20 protein-coding genes and 4 tRNA genes are annotated in these 23697 nt (G+C 40.4%); 1 reads left to right on the top strand and 23 read right to left on the bottom strand.

Annotated elements, in window-relative coordinates:
• Window positions 1-61 precede the first annotated feature (61 nt).
• From FR7_RS06010 to FR7_RS05950, 13 genes are all read right to left on the bottom strand, one after another.
• Entirely contained in the window at window positions 62-997 is a 936-nt protein-coding gene (locus FR7_RS06010; RefSeq protein WP_007931396.1) for a sugar kinase, read from the bottom strand.
• A gap of 133 nt (window positions 998-1130) precedes the next feature.
• Window positions 1131-2099, bottom strand: coding sequence for a 2-keto-3-deoxygluconate transporter (kdgT, locus tag FR7_RS06005; protein WP_007931397.1), 969 nt, complete (start codon window positions 2097-2099; stop codon window positions 1131-1133).
• A 169-nt stretch (window positions 2100-2268) separates the two neighbouring features.
• The gene (kduD, locus tag FR7_RS06000) at window positions 2269-3027 is read right to left on the bottom strand and encodes a 2-dehydro-3-deoxy-D-gluconate 5-dehydrogenase KduD (protein WP_007931399.1); all 759 of its coding nucleotides are present in this window, start codon (window positions 3025-3027) and stop codon (window positions 2269-2271) included.
• 106 nt (window positions 3028-3133) lie between these two features.
• Entirely contained in the window at window positions 3134-3961 is an 828-nt protein-coding gene (kduI, locus tag FR7_RS05995; RefSeq protein ID WP_007931401.1) for a 5-dehydro-4-deoxy-D-glucuronate isomerase, read from the bottom strand.
• A 241-nt stretch (window positions 3962-4202) separates the two neighbouring features.
• A complete protein-coding gene (locus FR7_RS05990) occupies window positions 4203-4448 on the bottom strand; it encodes a hypothetical protein (RefSeq protein WP_007931404.1) in 246 nt (81 codons plus the stop codon).
• 158 nt (window positions 4449-4606) lie between these two features.
• A complete protein-coding gene (locus FR7_RS05985) occupies window positions 4607-5032 on the bottom strand; it encodes a HutP family protein (protein ID WP_007931405.1) in 426 nt (141 codons plus the stop codon).
• Between the two features lies 1 nt (window position 5033).
• Window positions 5034-6440, bottom strand: coding sequence for a sodium:solute symporter family protein (locus FR7_RS05980; RefSeq protein ID WP_007931410.1), 1407 nt, complete (start codon window positions 6438-6440; stop codon window positions 5034-5036).
• 270 nt (window positions 6441-6710) lie between these two features.
• Window positions 6711-7988 carry a nickel pincer cofactor-dependent isomerase, group 22 gene (locus tag FR7_RS05975; RefSeq protein WP_007931411.1) on the bottom strand — a complete coding sequence of 426 codons (1278 nt, stop codon included), beginning with the start codon at window positions 7986-7988 and terminating at the stop codon, window positions 6711-6713.
• A gap of 36 nt (window positions 7989-8024) precedes the next feature.
• Entirely contained in the window at window positions 8025-9320 is a 1296-nt protein-coding gene (locus FR7_RS05970) for an MFS transporter (RefSeq protein ID WP_007931412.1), read from the bottom strand.
• Between the two features lie 109 nt (window positions 9321-9429).
• Window positions 9430-10590 (bottom strand): UxaA family hydrolase, encoded by a 1161-nt coding sequence (locus FR7_RS05965; protein ID WP_007931413.1) that lies wholly within the window; start codon window positions 10588-10590, stop codon window positions 9430-9432.
• A 17-nt stretch (window positions 10591-10607) separates the two neighbouring features.
• Entirely contained in the window at window positions 10608-10904 is a 297-nt protein-coding gene (locus FR7_RS05960; protein ID WP_007931414.1) for a UxaA family hydrolase, read from the bottom strand.
• 365 nt (window positions 10905-11269) lie between these two features.
• Window positions 11270-13168, bottom strand: coding sequence for a sigma 54-interacting transcriptional regulator (locus tag FR7_RS05955; protein ID WP_007931415.1), 1899 nt, complete (start codon window positions 13166-13168; stop codon window positions 11270-11272).
• A 39-nt stretch (window positions 13169-13207) separates the two neighbouring features.
• Entirely contained in the window at window positions 13208-14815 is a 1608-nt protein-coding gene (locus FR7_RS05950) for a gamma-glutamyltransferase family protein (protein WP_007931416.1), read from the bottom strand.
• 269 nt (window positions 14816-15084) lie between these two features.
• On the opposite strand from FR7_RS05950, the gene FR7_RS05940 reads away from it, so the two are divergent.
• On the top strand, window positions 15085-15987 hold the full coding sequence (locus FR7_RS05940; RefSeq protein ID WP_007931417.1) for an RluA family pseudouridine synthase: 903 nt from the start codon (window positions 15085-15087) through the stop codon (window positions 15985-15987).
• A gap of 137 nt (window positions 15988-16124) precedes the next feature.
• Here the strand turns inward: FR7_RS05940 and FR7_RS05935 are convergent, their stop codons facing one another.
• From FR7_RS05935 to FR7_RS05890, 10 genes are all read right to left on the bottom strand, one after another.
• A complete protein-coding gene (locus tag FR7_RS05935) occupies window positions 16125-17969 on the bottom strand; it encodes an APC family permease (protein ID WP_007931419.1) in 1845 nt (614 codons plus the stop codon).
• 311 nt (window positions 17970-18280) lie between these two features.
• Window positions 18281-18369, bottom strand: a tRNA-Leu gene (locus tag FR7_RS05930).
• A gap of 50 nt (window positions 18370-18419) precedes the next feature.
• A tRNA-Cys gene (locus FR7_RS05925) sits at window positions 18420-18494 on the bottom strand.
• Between the two features lie 5 nt (window positions 18495-18499).
• A tRNA-Gly gene (locus tag FR7_RS05920) sits at window positions 18500-18574 on the bottom strand.
• A gap of 23 nt (window positions 18575-18597) precedes the next feature.
• Window positions 18598-18674: transfer RNA gene (locus tag FR7_RS05915), tRNA-Pro, on the bottom strand.
• A 336-nt stretch (window positions 18675-19010) separates the two neighbouring features.
• Complete coding sequence (locus FR7_RS05910; RefSeq protein WP_007931420.1) at window positions 19011-19448, bottom strand: flavodoxin; 438 nt, start codon at window positions 19446-19448, stop codon at window positions 19011-19013.
• A gap of 458 nt (window positions 19449-19906) precedes the next feature.
• Window positions 19907-20380: a chemotaxis protein CheX gene (locus FR7_RS05905; RefSeq protein ID WP_007931421.1), complete on the bottom strand. Its 474-nt coding sequence runs from the start codon at window positions 20378-20380 to the stop codon at window positions 19907-19909.
• Between the two features lie 3 nt (window positions 20381-20383).
• On the bottom strand, window positions 20384-20758 hold the full coding sequence (locus tag FR7_RS05900; RefSeq protein WP_007931422.1) for a response regulator: 375 nt from the start codon (window positions 20756-20758) through the stop codon (window positions 20384-20386).
• Window positions 20736-21611, bottom strand: coding sequence for a CheR family methyltransferase (locus tag FR7_RS05895; protein WP_007931423.1), 876 nt, complete (start codon window positions 21609-21611; stop codon window positions 20736-20738). The genes FR7_RS05900 and FR7_RS05895 overlap by 23 nt, the downstream gene beginning before the upstream one ends.
• 56 nt (window positions 21612-21667) lie before the next feature.
• On the bottom strand, window positions 21668-23674 hold the full coding sequence (locus tag FR7_RS05890; RefSeq protein WP_007931424.1) for a methyl-accepting chemotaxis protein: 2007 nt from the start codon (window positions 23672-23674) through the stop codon (window positions 21668-21670).
• Window positions 23675-23697: the final 23 nt, after the last annotated feature.

The raw sequence follows: 23697 nt of genomic DNA, 5'->3' as shown, positions 1-23697 counted from the left end.
TTTTGCTGCTGGGCACAATTGAAAAGAGGACGACATGACATAAAGTATTTTATTAGAGAACTTATACTCGGATGAAAGCAGCAAGACTGTCCCGATCAGGCAGCCCATCGTTATCACCGGGAGACATCACTGCCAAAGCTCCAATTGCAGTACCACGTCTTACAGCTTCCTGCAAGGACAAGCCTTCTAAAATCCCGCTTACTAAACCAACAGCAAAGCCATCCCCTGCCCCCACCGTGTCTACCACTTTTGTTACGGGAAAACCAGGTGTATAAAATTGCTGCCCCTCCGAACTGGTATAAGCGCCTTCTGCACCTAGTTTGATCACAACAGTCTTCACACCAGCAGCATGATAGGCATTTGCAATTTCCTGTACGCCTTCTTTTCCAGTAAGCAATTTGCCTTCTGAAATGCCTGGAATCACAATATCTGCCAAGCATGCCAAATCGTTAACTACCTGGATCATTTCTTTCTGATCTGCCCAAAGACCAGGGCGTAAGTTTGGATCGTAGGATATGGATACGCCCTTTCCCCTGGCTTGTTTAATTAGCTCATACACCAGTTGCCGGCATCCGGCGGATAAGGCTGGCGGAATACCCGTTAAATGAATATGATCAAATCCATCCCAATTTAGTTTTGCAATGGTACTTACATCCATATGTGAAGCCGCTGAATTTCTACGCAGAGAAAAAACGTGAGGGTCACCGCTGGTAACCTTTTGCTTCCACTGCATGCCGGTAAAATATTGGGCATCGTGGGTTATATAAGAAGTATCAATTCCATTTTTCTGTAAGAATTCTTCTATCTGTTTACCAAAGGGATCGTCGCCTAGTTTGCTAATATAAGTGACTGCATGCTTCAGGCGCACCATACCAATTGAAAAGTTAACTTCTGCCCCAGCAACAAAACGGGAAAAATGCTCTACATCTTTTAAATCACCTTCCTGGTCTGCTACAAAAAGTGCCATCGGCTCACCAATTGTAAGAATCTTGCTCATGTTCTACCTCCTGCTTTCAGACTAAATCCTCATGATTGATTAGCCTGTTGTATTTGTTTAAGAAACGTCCCCTCTTTCAACAGTATCTAATGAGAAGAGGCGTACAAAGTATGCCTCTTCTCGTCGTCACAATTTATGCTTCTACAGATTGTTCTTTACCCTTCATATAGTTACTCCACCAAGCAGTCAATACAGGTACCAGTATGGAGGTCACAATTACAGATGTAGCAACTAACGCCGTAGCAGCTTGTGCAACAGCTTTAAACTCTGGAAGCATCTCACCGATTATGAGAGGATTGGTAACGGCTGCTCCAGCCGTACTCGATGCTGCCAGTCCTGCAGTGCCATTTCCGCCGCCAATAAATTTATCCGCCAGCATTAATGGAATACCTGTAACTATAATCACAGAAATCCCCAGCATAATCCCTAAAAAGCCAGTCTTTCCAATTACATTCAGATCGATGGTGTTACCTAACGCAAAAGCAAAAAATGGAATCATAACATTGGATGCTTTACCGAAGTATTCTCGCAGTTCACTATCCAGATTTCCTAAGGCAAAACCAATTATGAAAGGAAGAACAGCTCCAACGAACAAACGAGGCTCAAATGTTGCTAAACCAGAAGTCCCCATAATGAGCATTGTCACCAAAGGACCTGATTCAATGGACATTAATACAAAGGCCCCGGCTTCTTCTTTGCTGCCATATTGCTGCATAATCGAGGCATACAAACCGCCATTAGTCATATCCATTGCAGCAATTAAAGCAAGGGTAGATAATCCTGCAAAAAAACCTGTTTGTATCCCATCCCCTGGCAATATTCTAGCAGCTATAACGGCAACAACCCAGGCAACGGCAATTTTAGTTATTACCAAGGTACCGGATTTCCGCAGTACTGTGCCTGTTGCTCGAATATCAATACCAGCACCCATGCAGAAAAACCATACGGCCAGAATGGGTACCGTGCCCGTGATTAACCCATTGGTAAAGGAACCAAAATATTTACCCGATTCAGGGAAAAAGGTATGACAAATCGCTCCTATAAATAAGGGAACCAACATCAGTCCACCAGGAATTTTATCAATGGATTGTTTGATTTTCATAATATACCTTCCTTTTTCATAATATTTATAATTGCGTACCTACACGAAATATTTAATTATATGCGAAAATTCGGAATTCAATGGCAATCAGATCAGACAGCCTAGTACCTTATCTGCGTTAAAACTATAGATACTAACTAATGGCTGCCTAATCAAATCCTTTTTTGTATTAACGAGCTAACCATCCACCGTCAACAGCCACTGTATAGCCATTCACGTAATCAGAAGCAGGCGCCGCCAAGAATACTACCGGTCCAGCCAAATCTTCTGGCAATCCCCAGCGTCCAGCCGGAATACGGCTCACGATTTCAGCATTACGTTTTTCATCAGCACGAATCGGAGCAGTGTTGGCAGTTGCCATATAGCCAGGTGCGATTGCATTGGCATTAATGTTGTACTTAGCCCATTCATTAGCCATCAGACGAGTAACACCCATTACGCCACTTTTACTGCCAGTATAGGAAGGCACTCGGATCCCCCCCTGGAAAGACAGCATGGAAGCAATATTAATAATTTTACCGCCATGTCCTTGTTTAATAAATTGTTTTGCTGCCGCTTGGCTGAAGAAAAATACGGTTTTAAGATTGAGATCCATAACATCATCCCAGTCTTTTTCTGTAAAGTCAATGGCATCTGCACGGCGAATAGTGCCTGCACAATTAACCAGGATATCAATCTTTCCAAAAGCTGCGACCACTTTTTCAATTACAGGAGCAATGACCTCAATGCTCATTAAGTTCGCATCCACTGCTAAGAACCTTCTGCCGGCACCTTCAATTAATTCCTGGGTCTGGGTATTATCACCTAAACCTACGCTTACAATATCCGCTCCTGCATTGGCTAAAGCAAGAGCCATTCCTTGACCAAGCCCCATGGCTGCACCAGTAACAATCGCCACTTTTCCTGTTAAATCAAACATCGTACTCATGTGTAAACCCCCATTTGATATTTTATTTGTCATCTTACCGGTAATACATTGCATCACCTAAAACAATGGAAATGTTGAGTCTTTCCAACGCTTGAAATGACTAGCATCATTTCAATGTTTTTATATCAACATGATCCATATCATCAAAAGTTTGATTTTCTCCTGCCATACCCCAAATGAATGTATAACAGTGTGTACCTACCCCAGAATGAATCGACCAGCTTGGAGAAAGAATCGCCTCTTCATTTTTTATCACTACATGTCTAGTCTCTGTTGGCTCACCCATATAATGAAATACAATAGCATCTTCTGGAAGATTAAAATAAAAATATACTTCCATACGACGATCGTGTGTATGACAAGGCATAGAATTCCACATGTTGCCTGGTTCAAGAACAGTCATTCCCATTACCACCTGACAGCTTTTAACCCCTTCTGGATGAATATATTTATATATATTGCGTTCATTTGACTGGTTTATGGAACCTAGATGATTTGGAGTAATGTTGCTTTTTTCAATTTTTACAGTTGGATACGTCTTATGAGCCGGGGCACTGTTAAAATAAAATTTAGCTGGCTGCTTTGCATCTGCACTAGAGAAGCTAACTTCTTTGGAACCCATACCAATGTATAAACCATCAGTAGTATTAAGGTCATACTTCACGCCATCAACCACGACAGAACCGGCATTGCCAACGTTTATGATTCCGATTTCCCGTCGTTCAAGGAAATAATCAACCCCCATATTGGCTCCTGCTTGAAGCACTACAGGCTCAACTGGATACACACCACCAGTTATCATCCGGTCAATGTGACTGTAAACCATCTTTACTTCATTTTTCACAAATAACTCTTGAATCAAGAAACGGTTTCGCAGCTCCTGGGTCGTATAATGTTTTGCATCTTCTGGATGAACGTTATGTCTGACATCCATAAAAAAACCTCCTTTTCTCACTATATGGACTTGTTTTTCATTTTACACAAATTATATTCGTGCATCAGGTTATAATTCCTTCTTTTTTCTCATAAATAATAATTTTATTCCATCAAGTGGAATAAAAGAAAATGCAGAGGCGCAGAGGACACAGAGAGGATAGAATATACAAAAAAAAGACCCTCTATAACCACATTGTGGTTATAGAGGGTCTTCGTAACGATGCGGTTAACCAACGAGATTATTCGCTGATTTCTTCCTCATCATCTTCGTCTGCTATAATGTATTCAAAGGTGTCAAGAATATTGGAATGATGTTCTTCTAACGCGTCACTCATTAGTCTTAGCACTGCCCCAGTCTGCTCTTCCGGCAGCCCCATAGCAATAATAACATCCGCTATACGGTCTTCGAGAATTTCGATATCGTCCGTAAACAACACTGGAATCTCATCCGTTAATTCAGGATCTTTTTCTTCACAACCACACATAATACACACTCCTTTTTTCTATCCATCTTTTAGGACTAAGTAAAGTTCATTTTTTTAACAAACCTGATAATAGATTGTCCACTATCATAGTACCACGTATTCTTAACACTGTCTTGTAAACATTTCGTAAATTTTGTAAAAAACACAATATTATTTTTTTATGCTTCTCCTAATGGCAAAGAACGATGGGCCAATCCTACCGCTACTTCATTAAGATTCAATACACCTACACCAAAGTAAATTGCTACGCAAATATGTTCTCCATAACGGGCAATTCCGATTTTTCCGCCCACATTCAGTCCAGCGGCTTTCGACGTAATTTGCTCCAGAGCCGCATGAGTCGCACCAGCCACCGCACCTTCACCTACATGATTGGCACTCACCAACTTCTGGCGCTGGGCTGCTACCACTGCACGTTCAATAATTTTCTTGACAGATAGTAAATATTCGCCGCCAAAATCAACAGCGACAGAAGAGATACCACGAGCATTTAGGCGCTGACGAATTTCTTGTTCATCTTGTCGATCTTCACTAATTGCCATAGCCATCGCCGCTCTTCCCACATCAATACTCGTAATTTCCACTTTAAGCAACCGCCTTCTTTTCAACAACTTTAATTTTTTCTTTATCAACTGCAGCTACGATAAAGAACGTAATCAGACAAACCAGCCATTCCATATAAATGGGATGTGCAAAAATTTGAACTGCCGGGAACATCTGCCAAGCAAACAATGCGATCATACCTGCCAGCGTAGTATAAAATGCTGAATTACGACGGCAAAGACTCGGTGCAAACATGGTAAACAAAAACACCAATGTAAAAGCGGTAGTCAGACTTAGACCAATCAGCATCGTCTTAACAATACCTACAGCATTAAATGCAAACCATAAGGTAAGAATCCCCAATCCTAGAATGGAATAACGATTCACAATCGTATATTTCTTGTCACTCACATTAGGATTGATAAAACGTTTGTAAATATCCTGAGAAAATAATGTTCCTGCTGCAAGCAAAATATGACAAGCAGTAGCAACATCTGCTGCCCAAAGTGCCGCCAGTGTCAAACCAGACACGATAGGGTCCAGCCCCATAATCATCTGGGGAAGAGCCAATGTAGCGTTCATACCTGGATGGGCAACTCTAGCAGCCATTCCCATAATAGCGCAGGAGAAGCCAACTGGGAACATCAAAAGAGCTCCCCATAAAAATCCTCTCTTCGCAGCCTTGCCATCAACGGCTGAACAAGCAACCTGTACTGGTCCCTGAGCAGTAATCGTCTGCGTCATCATGACGGCAAACCAGCCAATAATAGTAGCCAGCCCCAAGCCTCCAAGAGGGCTGAACCAGTCAATATTAGAAGGCAAAGCAGCAGCCATACTGCTCAAACCGCCTTGATTGGAAACAGTCGTCACTGTACTGATCAGCACACCAATATAAATCAAAGTTACACTTAAAATATTCGACAAGCCTGACGACCATAATCCACCGATTAGAGTCGTTCCAATAAAGACTATGGCACTGGTTATCATGCCACCTTGAAAAGAAAATATACCAGGCAGAAGAGAAGATAAAATCGCTCCGCCAGCAATGTACTGTAATGAGGTGATTACCAGTTGGATCGTAATCATCCCCAAAACACTGATTGCTCGCCCTTTTTTATCATAATAGCGTTCAAATAATTCCGGAATCGTAGTACAATCCATTTCTCTGTATTTTTCAGCTGCTACCATTGCCATCAATACGGCTCCTGCAGCCCAAGCGACATTATACCATCCAGCAGCGATGCCAAACTGATATGCATTTTCTGCAACACCAATTGTCGAAGCAGCACCAATCGCTGTACCCGCGATATTTGTCGCAACCAGCAAAGTAGTAAGCTTTCGCCCAGCAAACAGAAAACCTGTACTACTTTCAGTCCTCCGTTTTACATAAATACTAATACCAAATAAAACAAAAATATAAGTAATAATGATAACCAATTGAATATTCATCTTTACCTTCCTACCTTCCTACCTTCCTACAATTCATATGCAAAATTCGGCAAAAAACAAAAAACACTCCCACTAGGAGTGCACATCGTTTCATTCACCATTCTGCCATCCTACAACATCATCTTACAGATTTTTAGTACTACTATTCTACATAATGATTATATAAGCAACAGTGGCTCCATGTCAAATACAGGTTATATAGCCAGGCAGCCTTTGAAAACAATTTTAAAATCATTTTCAAAGCTGTCTGACTAAAGAGCTGCCAATATTTCACTCTAAATCCTTGAGCTTTCCAGCACTATTAAAAGACATTTCCTGCAGCTCACTCAAAATAGTAATAGAAGAATTCTTCTCAGCTTCCTCCATGAGTTCTTCTGATATCCATATTTCTCCTAAATGTAATGTATCTTTAATTCTTACAACCCTAGCTTTTGATAAATCAAGAGCATTACATGTTTTTATTGCAGCGCGAATTGCATCACGATCCGTATCCAGCACCATTGGCATATGTGTCGGACCAACCACTGTCGAAGTCAGTCCATTGGCATATGTCATTTTAAAATTCACTTTATCCACTAATTTTTGAGTAGTAAAATCAGCCGTCCCCATGCCATTTGCATTTCCATGAGTGCGTTCTGTCAGATCCAATACTACCATTTTAGAGACATTAGGACCTCCACTGGCATAAGGAGTAGGATAGCGTCCAGTAATATTAGGGTCCATACCGTCACCAGATATATCTTTACCGATTCGATCAATAATAAGAACGTCAATTTGATCAAAATAAATTCGCGGCATATTGGCTTTAGCTTCAATTAAAAGCTGGCGATCGATTTCAATAATTTCATCTTTAGGAGCCACGACAATTTTAGCAACTTTATCATAGGCATTTTCCACAGTACCTACTGCAAATAAAATGGGCATCCTACATAAAGCAATTTGGGCCATTTCCAAAATATTTTCTGCCATGTATTTAAAACTATAGGCATGACAAGATTCCGCGCCTTTTTGTTTACCAAGACCTATCGTAATCATTTTACATATTCCGCTTTCATTATTTCCACGAAAAGCAGTATGGGGCTTTATACGATTAATTACGACAATTCCATCTGCTTGAGAAGCAAATTTGTCTATATATACAGGTAAGCCATTTTCTAAGCAGCCAATTTCCACAACTTCCATCGAAGATCGAATTGGGCATCCTACTACGGTTTCAGTAATACCCAGATTTTCTAGAACTTCCTTTTGCCCTTCAGCATTAGCGCCACCATGACTTCCCATAGATGGTACTAAAAAAGGACGGCCCCCATGTTTTTTTATCTCTTCAACAACAACTCTTGTGAGTGTTGGAATTTCTGCAACACCACGACTGCCAACAGCAATCGCTATGCTCATTCCAGGTTTTATTTGCTCGAGTACATTAGAGGCCACAAGTTCCTGCTGCAAAGAACCTGCCACGTCAACCACTTCAGCAGCAATAAATTCTTGACGTATTTTCACCATACGGGGTAAAGGAATCTCTTGTAGCAGCTCTTGGATAATATCCAACTTACTCTCTCCTTTCGCCGAATTGTATTTTTAAAACTATCTCATAGACGCTCCAGGAACATCAATTGGTTTAATATCTTTGAGCATCAATAAATATACAAGTGCACCCAGTAGACAACAAATACCTGAAATGATAAGAGCCGTAACAAAAGAACCTGTTGTTGCGATTATATATCCCGTTACAATGGGACCGAGAATACCACCACAATTGGAAGCTGCGTTCTGAATACCACCCAACACTGAGGTCATGTTACGAGGAGCAACATCGCCTGGCAAACACCAAATCGCACTAGCTGCAAAAGCAAGACCTCCATAAGATACACAAAGTAGTACTATTGCTACTGTATTGGATTCTGCAAAGCCAGCGAAAGCGATTGATGTAGCCAGAAGCATGCCTCCAACCATATTAATCTTCCGCGCTTTTGTTAGTGATCCTGTCTTCGTATACATATAGTCAGTCAAGATACCACCAGTCCACTGGGCTATAATACCGCATAAAGGTGGCAACATGGCAAACCATCCCATAGTCATAAGCTGCATGCCCCGATCTTTAACCAAGTAGGTAGGAAACCAGGTAATGAAGAAATAAATAGCATAATTGAATAAGAAAAAACCTAAACACATTGCAAGAACGTTACGATATTTGAGAAGTTCATACCATTTCATTGGTTGAATATTATCAATACCTTCTTTTTTTGCTTGACCGTCACGAATATATTTCAACTCAGCTTGATTTACATATTTGTGTTGTTCAGGATCTTTATAATAGGCCATCCATAATACCGCCCAAATTAATCCAACAGCGCCGCATACTACAAAAGGTAATTGCCAACCATATACCGCTACCATCCAAGCTACTAACGGCATCGTGAAAGCGGTACCAAATTTAGTACCGCTATCGAATATAGCGGTTACTCGCCCACGCTCTTTATCTGGAAACCACTTGGCTGTTACCCCAGCATTACATGGATACGCACCAGCTTCACCAATACCCATAAAGATACGAGCACCAATTAAGCCATTTGCACTTTTAGCCAGAGCCGTTACAGCCGTAGCCAAAGACCACCATACAACGGATCCAGCTAAACATACCCGCTGTCCAATACGATCTGCCAGCCAACCAGAAGGAATTTGAAAAAAGGCATAACTCCAAAAAAAGGAAGACATTACAATTCCCATTTGAGTTGGGCCAATATTTAAGTCTTTCATCATACTGGGTGCTGCTGCAGACATAACTGTACGATCTAAATAATTAATGGCAATTGCCGCCCACATAAATATAGCTATCACCCACCGGACATTTGTTCTTTTTTCTGAAACGTGTTTGTTCACTTTTCTTCCTCCTTTTTCTATACCATTATCCTAAACAATTGCCGCTCTAATTGTTTTAGAATTCTGTATATTGAATAAATTTACTGACTAGGTCTTCTTTTATTAATGCTTACACATAGTTGCACAGCCTGCTAATAGCAATTTCATTAAAGCCTAATACTTCTGCTTTAACAACCTTTCCATTAGCAACAGCAAGGACTTCTTTAAGAAGCTCTGCTCCCATTTCTTCAATTGATTTTTCACTGCGAATAACAGGGCTGGCATCAAAATCCATATTATCTTTCATCTTTTCATATGTGGATTGATTTGCTGTGATTTTTATCACTGGAATAATAGGATTTCCTGTTGGCGTCCCTCTGCCGGTAGTGAAGACCATAACCAGGGCTCCTCCCGCAGCAACTCCCGTTACAGATGCAATATCGTACCCTGGGGTATCCATAATCACTAAGCCCTTTTTCGTGGGGCATTGGGCGTAGTCCAAAACCTCTACAATAGGTCTATGCCCCCCTTTATGAATGCACCCTAATGATTTTTCTTCTAATGTTGTGATACCACCTTCTTTATTTCCAGGTGATGGATTCCCATTGCGTAAGCTTTGCCCCACATTGGCTAAATGATCTTCATAGCGTTTAATAATATCATAAATCTGCTGAGCAATTTGAGGCGTGTCAGCTTGCTTTGCCAAAATATGTTCCGCCCCAATAAATTCCGTGGTTTCACATAAAATCGAAGTGGAGCCTAAATCAACCAATTGATCGCTAAGATTCCCCACTACAGGATTAGCTGCCAAACCAGATGTCGGATCCGATCCGCCACAATTGGTCCCCACGATAAGCTCAGCAATAGGAAACTGTTCTTTTTTTAATGCTGATGCAGCTTCCACCATCTGCTGTGCATATTCCACTGCCTTTCTGATCGTAGATATAGTTCCTCCCTCTTCTTGTATGATTAATGTTTTAAGAGGTTTATTCGTTTTTGAACGAATGAGTTTTCCCATGTCCTTTGCCTGGGCATTTTCGCATCCAAGTCCAATAAGTACAGTTCCATATACATTGGGATTTGCAGCAAGCCCTGCTAAGACTTGTTTCGTTATTGCTAAATCATCTTCAACTTGAGCACAGCCATTTTGATTGCTAATGTTGATTGTGCCTTTTACCTGCATCGCAACCATTCTACAAGTCTCGCTGGAACAAGCACAAGTCGGCAGTATCAGCACGTGATTTCTAACACCTACTTTTTCATCAGGTCTTTTGTATCCCCAGAAATTCATTCTTCTTTAATTCCTTTCTATCTTTTTATCGTTTCTCGCATACTTTCTAAGTTGTGTATATGAACATGCTGACCTGCTTGAATTGCACGTGAAGCACATCCAATATTTTCACCATATTTATATAATCCCTGCCCTTTTTCAATATCAAATACAGCAATTTTATGATAAATCGGGATGTTTTCCTTTACGAGAATATTAAACTCCTCCCCCTTTACTTTGTACGTAGCTATCGTACCCGCTTGTAGTGGTTCAATAACGACAGCAACACTATCAGTGCTTTTAATAATAAGTGCGTTAATTTTGGTTTCTCCCATTTTTCATTTCCTCTCAAAACTGAATTAATCAGTAATTACGCTATACCGATCTTTGCCAGAAGTTCTTTAATAATATCCATCTGCTTACATGTTCATTCAAAACAGTAATAACAGGAGTGAAGATACCTTTAAACATTTCATAACCTCCATAATCCTTATTTATCATTATTTTATTGCAAGTCTTATGCCAATATTACGAAATAACGCTGCCGCATCTTTTGAAAACAAAGCCGTTTTGAAACACAAAGATACAAAGCCTCTTCAACGTTCTCCTTCGAGAAACTTATCGTTGAAAGTGTATGATATACAAAAAAATAAAAGCCTACTGTAATAGACTTTTATTGATATAATTCAAAAATGAAATATCATCTTTCATTTTTGAAATTGAGCTTTCTCCATAATGTTGTTTTGCTAATGCCATATTCTCGACATAGTCGGTCTTTGTCACCTTCATAACGCTGCAGCATTCTTAAAATTATTTCTGCTTCCATCTGCTTCAAATTCTTGCTAATTTGAATGTTGATATGCTCATCAGAACACTTCTCACCCAGCTTTTTATCTATCATTTCTTCTATAAAACTTTCTTTCAGCTCACCTGCATCACTGCAAATTACCAGCCGATTGATAAAATTATGTAATTCCCGTGCATTCCCATACCATTCATATTTGAGAAGACTCTGAAAGATGTGATCATCATACCAGAATAGATTTCTATTTTCTTTTATACACTCTTGCTTTAAGAAAGTAATGGCCATTGGCACTACATCCGCTTTTCGTTCCCTTAAAGGTGGAAGATTGATCTCTAATACAGTTAAACGATAATATAAATCTTCACGAAACTTGTGGTTACTTACCTCATCTCTTAGACTTCGATTTGTAGCGCAAATAACACGAATATTTACAGGGATAACGCGGTTTCCACCAACTCTTCTTATCTCTTTTTCTTGTAATACTCGTAATAATTTTGCTTGAAAGCTGAGAGATATTTCACCAATTTCGTCTAAGAAAACAGTACCTCCATGAGCCATTTCAAAAAGGCCGAGTTTTCCCCCTTTGTTTGCTCCAGTAAATGCTCCCCCAACATATCCGAAAAGCTCACTCTCCAGCAGACCTTCATTTAAAGCAGCGCAGTTAACAGAGACAAAAGGACCTGCACTACGCTTGCTTTCATTATGAATACTCTGAGCAAATACCTCTTTTCCTGTACCTGTTTCACCATAGATTAGCAACGTTCCATCGGAATTAGCATATTGCCTTGCCAATTTTATCGCCTGTTGAATTGGTAAACTATTACTTTCAATCTGAGCAAATGTATATTTGGCAACCAGCCCCTTTTCATTTAGCTTAGTACGAATATCTAACTCAAGATTTTGTATGTGGCTCACTTCTTCAAATATAGCCACTGCCCCATGAATTTCATCATCAATTACTATCGGAATTCGATTACTGATTATTTTTTTATGATTAATTTCAATTAAAAGGTGTTTTTCCTCTTTCCTACGTTGAAGAGTTTCGATTAACTTGCTTTCAGGTATACATTCTGGAAGTTGATGCCCTATTACATCCGCTTTTAAATAACCAAATACTTTCTCTGCTGCAGTATTATATAAAGTTACCTGCCCCTGTCTATCAATGGTTAAGACAGCCTCTGTTATCATATTCAAAATAGCTTCCATTTGTTTCACGCGAGCTTTCTCTCTTTGACCTGCTTCTAAAACTTGCTTTGCTTCCTGAAGACCTAAAAGCAAGGACTCATACCCCGACTCTAATAACTGACCGCATATCCCCTGAGCAACAGCCTGTCGAGTCGCAATGACATCTCCAATAATTGCTTCAAATCCTTCTTGGATTAACTCTTGTACTTTGCTAGGGATTTCCTTGGAACTTTTAACTGGCTCAAAACAAAGAGAAACATTCATTATCTCATTAAAATGTTCCGTTTTCACAATAATATTTCTAGTTGTAATAAACGCAATTTTTTTAAAGCCTTTGCCGTTTACAAGACTAATTGCACTTAAAATATCAAAAGATGTTGCTGGTATATCCACAACGGGAATATCTAATCGTTCCCGCAAATATTGTGCAGTTCCCCCTCGAGACAAAACTACCTTTACCCCTTGCCTAATAAGCGAATCCACTTCATCCCAATTTTCATTCAGGTTTCCTACAACGATATCAAAGGAAATGTCATTATGGATTTTTACTTTTTCAGCTAATTCCTTTAGACTCGGATAAGGAGCAACCAGCAGAATATCGGCAGACATACTATACCTCCATCATGCATACATTCCCCAATAGCTCATTCACCACGCAGCTATTGCACTGTCGGCACGACCTTCCGTACCTCCAGCAAACGTGCCATTTTGTTGTCTTATGATGACTTGCCCCCGTCCAAAACTGCCAGTTTCAAGAGACAGATTAACAATATGACCTTTTTGCAGTAATGCTTCTGCCATATACATCGGGAAACCCGGCTCTAAATCAATACTTTTGCCTTCTTTCCATTGCCAGCGTGGTGCATCCAAAGCAGCTTGCGGATTTAATTTATAGTCAATCATATTGACCAGCAGCTGGACATGTCCCTGGGGCTGCATAAAAGCTCCCATAACACCAAATGGACCTAGGGCTTTGTTATCTTTCGTAAGAAAACCTGGAATAATGGTGTGATACGGTTTTTTCCCAGCTTCCAGCCGATTGACATGAAAGGGATCTAAGGAAAAATTTTTGCCACGATTATGCAGACTAATCCCGGTTCCTGGCACAACGAGGCCAGAGCCAAAGCCCATATAGTTACTTTGAATATACGATACCATATTGCCTTCCTTATCAGCTGTCGCTAAATATACCGTTCCTCCAGAATCAGGTCTGCCTGCTTCTGGCAGTATGGCAGCATCTCCAATCAACTTTCTTCGTTCCAGTCCGTAGCCCTCTGAAAGTAAATCAGAAACTCCTATTGTCATATTCTTAGGATCGGCAATATATTTTTGTCCATCAGCAAATGCAATTTTTATAGCTTCGATTTGTTTATGATAAGCATCTATAGGATTTTGCCCTTTAAGCTGTAAACCATTTAATATATTTAATGCCATAAGGGCAACCAATCCATGGCCATTAGGCGGTATTTCCCATACCTCATAACCTCGATAGGCAACTTTAATTGGCTGAACCCACTCTGCTTTATATGCAGCCAAATCATCAGCTTGTAAATACCCGCCAAAACTTCGAGAGAACTCACTTATTTTTTCTGCTAAAGAACCTCGATAAAAAGACTCTCCCTTTGTATCACCAATTTCCTGTAAGGTAGCAGCATGATCTAATAATTGAACAATCTCGCCGGCATAAGGAGCTCTGCCCAAGGGGGCAAAGGTAGTAAACCAGGATGCAAACTCTTTTCCTTTTAGAAATTTCGAATACTTCTTAAATGCAATTGCCCAATACTTACTCACAATAGGAGAGACAGGATATCCTGCTTGAGCATAAGAAATCGCAGGCTTTAGCACCTCACTTAGAGGTAGTTTGCCAAAACACGCTGACAGCTCTGCCCATGCAGCTGGCACCCCGGGAACCGTCACTGGGGTAAAGCCATACGCAGGCATCTCTTTAAAACCTTGTCTTCGCACTGCCTCAAGAGAGATGCTTTGGGGTGAAGGTCCGCTGGAATTTAGTCCATATAATTTGCCTTTTACCCAAACCAAGGCAAAAGCATCACCACCAATTCCATTAGAGGTAGGTTCCACTACTGTTAGACAGGCAGCAGCTGCAATTGCCGCATCAATGGCATTTCCGCCTACTTTGAGAATATCCAGTCCAGATTGCGCAGCCAAATGCTGGGAAGTAGCAACCATTCCATTTTTCGCAAAAACCACGGTACGCTTTGAAGGAAAAGGATAAGAAAGAGCATCAAAATCCATATGTTCATCCTCCTGATATTATAGTGAACTCCTGAAAAACAATCCATCTAGCCGTAAGCAGGTAAAGGGTGAGCGTAACTATATTCCGACGATCTTGTACGTTATTTATTCTACCCTGATAGGCATCTTCCTTCTTCTGGAATTTACGCAGCTCTTTGATCTTCCTATTTTTTTCATGATTGTATTTTGATAATAAATATTGTATCATTGCACATAAGTATGACTAAACTTCCCAGCAAATTGCTTACAAGAGAAAGAAGGCTCACTAGATGAAATCATTTGCAACCTATAAAGTGATGAAGGAACATGAGGGTCTAACCCTTGAAGAATATCTGAAAACTATTTTGCAGTATTCCGGAAGAAAAATTCAAAAGCTAACAAGGCAAAAAGGGATCCTTTTAAACGGAAAGAAAGTTTTTCTCCAAAGAAAGGTAAAATCCAACGATGTTTTACGCGTTCTTATGGCGCAGGATATGGCTTACGGAGTTGAGCCAGAGGAAGGAAGCGTTGAGATTCTATATGAAGATGATTATATGCTAGTCCTTAATAAGCCCGCCTATCAGCTTGTTCACCCCACTGGGCAAACTACTAAGGGCACATTGGCCAATTATCTGGCTTACCACCTGCAGCAGCAAGGCATAATCACTACTATTCGCCCTGTACACAGATTAGACCGGGAAACTTCCGGATGCGTAATTTTTGCTAAAGACGATCGCAGCCAATTCATCTTAGAGCAGCAGTTAAAAGACAGAACGCTAAAGCGTGTTTACTGGGCTTTGGTAAAGGGAATTGTTCATCCTCCTTCCGCTACTATTGATGTTCCTATTGGTTTTCATCCTACTATGGCAAATCGACGTGCAGTAAAGGAAAAAGGAGATCCGGCTATTACCCATTATCATACTCTCCATACTTTTTCAGAGACATCATTAATCGAGCTGCGGTTAGATACAGGAAGAACTCATCAGATTCGAGTACATCTTGCTCATATCGGCTACCCCCTTCTGGGAGACGGCATGTATGGCATACGCACTTCTTGGCTAACCAGACAAGCCTTGCACGCATCTTCTGTAAGCTTTCATCATGTAAAAGATCAGAATGAGATTACTGTACAAGCTCCTCTTCCCCCAGACCTGACCCGGGCTGTTGACTTTTGCCGAAGCGAAAATTCCTAAACTAGAAAAAACGTTTAAACGCGAAGACGCGAAGAAAAATGAAGGACACGAAGAATGATTCTTTTTTATTCTTCGTGTCCTTCGTATTCATCTTCGCATCTTCGCGTTTCAAAAGCTTTGGTTTTAAATGTTTTTTCCTATTTATTTAAGTGATACGGAATGGTTGTCACACTTACATTTTCTTTTATTACCAGCATGGCGTGTAATAGCCAGCCTGTTTGATTATGCAATAGTCTGTGCCACCATTTCCTTGTTTCAAATTCAGGTATGACAACTGTAATATAGTCCTGGGGGTTTTTTCTCTTTTTTAATGCTTCTACATAATCCAGCAAGGGCTGAATGGTCAGACGATACGGGGATTGAATGATCTCCAGATCCATCCCCGGGTTCCATTGATCCCACTTCATTTGTACTTTGGCAGCGCTCTCCTCGTCTTTGGCAATATGTAATACAATAATGTCTTTACTCAGGGTTTTCGCAAATTTTAAGGATTCATATACTACCCGTGTTGGGGATGAGATGGGTACTATTACATAATTGCGCACCATCAGGGTATCATCATATTGTACGTTTTCCTCCAAGGGAAGATGCAGCTGCTCTGCCATATCATCATAATGGGAGCGGATCTTCTTAAATACGAACACCATCACCGGAATGAACACTAATACTGCCCAAGCACCATGGGAAAACTTCGTGAGGGTAATGATGATAACAACCAATCCGGTAGCAATGGCTCCTATGCCATTTACAACAGCTCGGATCAGCCAGCCGCTTCCTTTTTCTCTCTTCCAGTGAACCACCATACTGCATTGTGCAATGGTAAACGAGATAAATACACCAATTGCATATAAGGCGATTAAGTGGTCCAGATGTCCTCCAAAGACCACGATTAATGCCGCGGCAGAAACAGTGATGACGATAATGCCATTGGAAAAGGTCAGACGCTCGCCACGAGAGCTAAGATACCTTGGCAGATATCCATCTCTGGCTACAATTGACAATAATACAGGTAAACCATTATAGGCTGTATTGGCCGCCAGGTATAAGACAATCATCGTCGTAACTTGAATGTAATAGTAGACAAAGGATCTGCCGAAGACATGTTCTGCAAGCTGGGATAAAGCCGTTACTTCCAGTATGGGAATGACATGAAAATGCATCATCATGAAGGTCACTCCACTTAGCATCACTACTAAGATGCCTGCCATCCAATAGGTTGTAATGATTGCATTTTTCGCTTCAGGCTTTTCAAATAAGGGTACACTATCGGCAATTGCCTCCACACCCGTCATGGAACTGCACCCATTGGCAAAGGCTCTTAGTACAATGTACAGCATTGCCATGTTGAGGGGCTGTTTTTCTAAGGAGGCAGCAGGCAGCAAGGCACCATCCTGGGTAATGGCTTGGTACATTCCTGTTACTATGAGAGCGACCATCCCCAGTAAAAAGGCATAGGTCGGATATACAAACATGTTGGAGGATTCTCGCATTCCACGCAGGTTCACCAGCATCAATATGAAAAATAAAATACCTAAATCGATTCCCACTTCTCTACCCGCTAAGCTGGGAAAAGCCGATACTATGGCTGCTGTTCCTGCGGCCACACTTACAGCTGCCGTTAGAACGTAGTCAGCAAAAACCGCACCGGCAGCTACTAGCGCGGGAAGCTCGCCAATGTTCTTTTTGGCAACGGCATAGGCACCACCGCCTCCAGGATTTGCCCGGGATACTTGCACATAGGATAACGCCACAATAATTAATAGAATCGATACTGCAATAATGATGGGGGATAAATATCCATAAGCGATAATCCCTTGAGCGGCCACCAGCACGAGTAAGGCTTGTTCTGGTCCATAGGCCACCGATGATAGGGCATCTGAGGAAAATATGGACAGAGCCTTCCACTTGGGCAGCCGCTCATGCATCATTTCCTTATTATGAAGGGGCTTGCCAATGAGAAGGCGGCGAGCAATGTTGATCAACTTTAATCTAGACCTCCTTATGATCCTTTTTCTATATACGCCATTACATTTTAGTAATAAGTCCGTCCCTTCTTTTCAAAATCCAGCTGCATCAAGTATTGCCTAAATTGAATACCAGATGCAGGTCTACAGAATTTATTATACGCTTTTTATGAGATTATATATCCTATTATTTTTCAAGAAAGGTTATATTTTCATGAACTTTTAATAAACAGTAAAAAAACGTTGAATATACTAAAAAACTTTTGCAGCTCATACATTTTTGGAACAGCAAAAAAGCTTCGCATGATTTGCGAAGCTTCAAATGTACGTGGTGCCGAGGACCGGAATCGAACCGGTACGGAGATTTCTCTCCGACGGATTTTAAGTCCGTTGCGTCTGCCAGTTCCGCCACCCCGGCATATTTGTCATATGCCAAACTGTTAAAGGCAGTGTAGTAAACTATTTTTTTGGAGGCGACACCTAGATTTGAACTAGGGAATAAAGGTTTTGCAAACCTCTGCCTTACCGCTTGGCTATGTCGCCATCATTGGAGCGGGAAACGAGATTCGAACTCGCGACCCTCGCCTTGGCAAGGCGATGCTCTACCGCTGAGCTATTCCCGCAATCACATATTTGAAAATAAAAATGGTCGGAGCGGCAGGATTCGAACCTGCGACCCCCTGGTCCCAAGCCAGGTGCTCTACCAAGCTGAGCCACGCCCCGTTTAAAAAATGGCCGGATCACCAGCAAAACATTCTCTCAAAGAAAACGATCTTCAATGGTCTTTTTATTTTGCTATATACCAGTAATTTATTAATAAAAACATCCGTTATTATCGTTAAAATTTAAACTGTGGTGACGAGTTCTAATTATAGCAGAGGAATTAATATCCGTCAACAACATTTTATATAGTAAATTTTTTAATGTTATAAAACATAAATTTGCCCCTTAAAAAATAAACCTTTTTAAACGCGAAGACGCGAAAGAGCACGAAGAATAATATTCCTTCGTGCTCTTCGTATTTCTTCGCGACCTTCGCGATTTATTGTTTTTTTATCCTTAAGCGATAGCGGATGCAAGTTTTGCTCCAAGTTTTTTGCATGATGCAAGTCCTTCATCGTCAGGAGCGTTTTGGATCGTCAAGGCTTCATCTACAAGTTTAGCCCCTTGTCCTTCCATTCGCTCTACCCAGTCTCTCATCCATTGACCATCTCCCCAGTCAAAAGAGCCAAATAAAACTAAAGGAATCCCAGATAGATTTTCCCCTTCTAATGACGTAATAAAAGGATCGAATTCTCCTTCTTCCAATACTTCATTGCCCATTGCAGAACAACCCAATGCTACTGCATCAGATTTTAGTACATCATCTTTACTCGCTTTATCCACAGAAAGTAAATTCACCGAAACTCCATCTACCCCAGCGCCTGCTGCAATGGCTTTAGCCATTTCTTCAGTATTACCTGTCCCACTCCAATAAATAACGGAAATCTTCTTCATACACTCATTCCCCCATTTTTTATTTGATTGCCTTAACCTCTTACTTACACTCGCTTATTCTTTTGATTTTTTATGGAGAATACATCCTGTATTCAGTCCTGACATGATAACGATATTCATTATCATGTCAGGACTGAAAAAAATACCCTAATGGGCTGTTCAAACGTTATAAGCTGCTGTATGTAAGAAGTTTGTAGTTACATAGCCAGTGAAGTATGTAATTGAGTTTCTGATATTAATTCTCAATTCAATGACTATATTCTATCAATAAGATTCTTTCCTGTCAATAAAAAAAATAGAAAAACACTAAGAGTCTTAAAAACAATTTGAAACGCGAAGATGCGAAGAAAACAAAGAACTGTGAATGCTATAATACCCCTTCGCGACCTTTGTATTTCTTCGTGTCTTCGCGGTTCATTATTTTTTTATATAACAGTAGAAACTTATACTCCCTGCATTCATAAATAGGTCAAATCTAAATGAAGTTTTATTTCTCCGGCTTCAAATTCCATACTGAGCTGAGATACGTTCTTTTTATACAGAATGAAATGATTTTCACCAACAATGGTAAGAGGAGGTGTGATTTGATAATGATAGTCTGTTCCTGCTAATAAGGCTTTTGCCCTGCCGGCTATCATATTTACTAATTCGGCAACGCCATCATACAGTTCTTCATCTGCCAATTCAACAGAGGCAATGCCTGTCATAAAGGAAACAATCATCGCCGCATTTTTTTTGCTTAGTGCTATGGAAAGCAAGGCATTATGGGTACTTAAAATCATCATCACTCCTGTAATTTCACTTTTATACCCTTTAGGAGCAGCTGCTTTTTCTTGTACCGGGCAGAGTTCTACTCCAACCATAGTGCTAAAAACATCAGAAACAGACTCTGCTAAACATTTTTGCAAAAATAATTCTTTCTGCAATTCCATAGGCTACCTCCCCTCTCCCATACATTCTAATACTTTCTTCATTAGTTCCTCAATGGTAAAGGGCTTTACTAAGTAATTAATAGCTCCAGCCTGAATCGCTCTTATAATATTTTCTTTCTCACTCTCTGTAGTAACCATCATTACGGGTATATGCTTAAGAGATGCTGTATTTTTAATTTTCTCTAAAAAAACTAATCCATCCATACCAGGCATATTCCAATCTAATAATATTAGAATAATTTCTTCAAAAGATTCCTCTAAAATGGTTAAGGCCTCTATCCCATCCGCGGCTTCCACCAATTCATAATCAAGTACCTCTACGCCACTGCGTATAATTTTTCGAATGATGGCCGAGTCATCTACGGATAATATTTTCATAACATCCACCCCTCACAGTATAAAAGTTAGCATTTTTATAATACTCGGCTTCAAAGTATTCGTTATAATCCAGGAACACTTCTGAATTTCCTAGAATTAACACACCTTCTTTAGTTAAAGAGTTCGTAATTTTCTTGATGATTTCCTTTTTTAATGCTTCTGAAAAGTAAATTGCTACATACCTAAAAAAGATCAAATCAAAAAATCCTAATCCTATAAAACTATTTTGCAAATTAAACTGCCTGAATTGAACGCTGTTTTTGATCCTTTCATCCAGCAGCCATGTACGTCCTTCCTGGCGAAAATATTGTTCCCGATAATCCAAGGTCATTCCACGAGCCATCGTTATATTGTCATACTTTCCCAGTTTAGCAAGCTGCAAAACCGTATGTGAAATATCGGTGGCTACGATCTCGAAATGATTCAATGTAATATCGGCAATTCCATGCCGCAGGAGATAACGATCAATACACATAGCAATGGAATAGGGCTCTTGCCCGGTAGCACAGGCAGCACTCCAAATACGAATTTTTCCGCCCATACCTTGCCTGATTGCTGCAATGTATCTCGGCAGCAACTGATCTTCTAGAACTTCCCAAGGCGTTTTGTCTCGAAACCATAATGTTTCATTTGTTGTAATCGCATCAATAATTTCTTCTGTCAAAGCGGCTTGCTTCTGCTGACGCAGCATGTTATATAATTCGTCAAAGCTGGATAGTCCAAATCGTATTAAGAACTTGGAAAGCCGGCTCTCAATCAAATACGCTTTCTCATCTCGAATTACAATGCCGCAGTGTTCTTCAATATATTTCTGAAATAATTGAAATGCCTGGGAAGATAGGTGTCCATTCATCATCATCCCCCCTAACTATATCTTTTTATTGTCTCTATACTCTTTTAATGTCGATTTTATACTCGAAATCGTTTTGCTAATTCTTCTAATTTTCCAGAAACCAGGACAAGCTCATCTGCAGCCTGAGTGGTCTCCACTCCTTTGCTGGCTGTGTTATGTGAGGCTTTATTGATCTCATTCATACTAATGGCTATCTCTTCAACGTTGGCAGCGATTTTCTGGGAAGTATTAGCTACCTCACTCATTTTTATCGACGCACCTTCTGTATTTTTAGCCAACTCCCCTGCTGTTAAGGACAATTCGCTGACAGAATGAGCAATTTCTTTCACTCCCTGTGTGCTTTCCCCAGCCCCTCGGGCTACATGGCGGGATTTCTCTGCAATATCACCAATTTCATTGGAGATCAGATGTATCTTATCAGAAGCAACAATCACAGCAGAAGATATATCTCCCACTACAGTAGATTGTTCTGTTACAGCTGCTGCAATGTTATTACTATTCGTATTCATTACATCAATAACCTGGGTAATACCATTTACTGCTTGTACTGCCTCTTGCATTTTATCTTGCATCGCTTCGATCTGGGCTCTTATCTCATCTGTTGCTCCTGATGTTTGCTTGGCTAATTCCTTGACCTCATTAGCCACAACAGCAAATCCTCTGCCTGCATCGCCTGCACCTGCAGCTTCAATAGCTGCATTTAGCGCCAGCATATTAGTCTGATCGGCAATGTCATTGATCAAATTAACTACCTTACCAATCTGTTTTGATACGCCGCTTAAAGTCTGAATAATAATTGTAGTTTCCTGTGCTCGCAGCTCTGCATCTTTGGCTACGGAAATGGATTGCTGACAATTTTTTCCCACTTCATTTAAAGAAAAATTAATTTCTTTTACAGCTATTACCACATCGGATACAGAACTTGATACATCTTTGGCAGAACCAGCAACTAGGCTGATACCTCCAGATATTTTCTCAATAAGACTGCTTACTTGATCTAAACTGACAGATGCCTGCTCAGAAGCAGAAGCCAGACTATGAATGGTTGAAGAAATTTCTTCCGTGGCCACAGAGATGGAGTGTATATTTCCGTTTAACTCCAAAGATGCATTCGCTTCATGAGTAACACTTATATTGATTTCCTCTGTAGACTCACTGGCACTGTTAATAACAGCGCTCATTTCTTCACTGTTGGATGCTACGACCTCCGCAACCATCAGCATGCTATTGGAGGATTGATTCAAAACAATAACGGTGTCATAGATTTCTTTCGTCATTTGGTGCATTGTCTCAATGAGTTTATTAAAAGACAACGTCAGCTGCCCTATTTCATCTTGAGAACTTGCTTTTCCTGTTATGGTAAGATTACCGTCTTCTACCTGGGACATGAGATTTTGCAGTTCCTTCACAGGCTCTGTAATTTTCCTAGTTATAAATACAGCTAAACTCATCGCTGCCAAAAAGCCTATACCAAGTAAAATCGCCATATTCTTAATTGTCTCTTCCGCTTCTGCCGAGTTACTTCTTGCCTTTTCGCCTGCATGTGCCATTTGTAGATCAATTAACCGATCAATAAGCTGAGTCAGTTCTAATGAAAATTGATTGCCTTGCCCGGCATAAATAGCATAAGCAGCCTGATTATCTCCTGCCTGGATAAGACGTAATGCTTCATCCAAAATAACGCTCCACTTACCTTGTATGATTTTCAACTTATTAAATTCCTGTCGAACCATTGGCGATTTAATACTTTGTTCAAACTCCGCCAATTCCATATTCATCTTATTATGCAATTCATCAATAGAAGTACGATATTGCTTTTTCCTCTCTGTATCTGTTTCAATAATGGATTGACCGACAAGCACTCGAATCTGCTGATAGGACATCGCCGCCTGAGCAAGATCTCCCAGAGGAATGGTATTGACCTCATATAACTGCTGATCACTCACTTCTATTTCCTTAATATTACGTATTCCCATTACCCCCATAAGACACGCAATAAAGACAATCAGCATAAAACAAATCATTAGTTTTTTGCCAATATTTAAGTCATTAAACCACTTCATACCTTTTTCTCCTTCCCATGTTC

Source organism: Pelosinus fermentans DSM 17108 (assembly GCF_000271485.2).
In the GTDB taxonomy this organism is placed as follows: Bacteria; Bacillota; Negativicutes; order DSM-13327; family DSM-13327; genus Pelosinus; species Pelosinus fermentans.
Note: the sequence above shows the minus strand (reverse complement) of the source record. Positions and strands in the feature narration are given on the sequence as shown.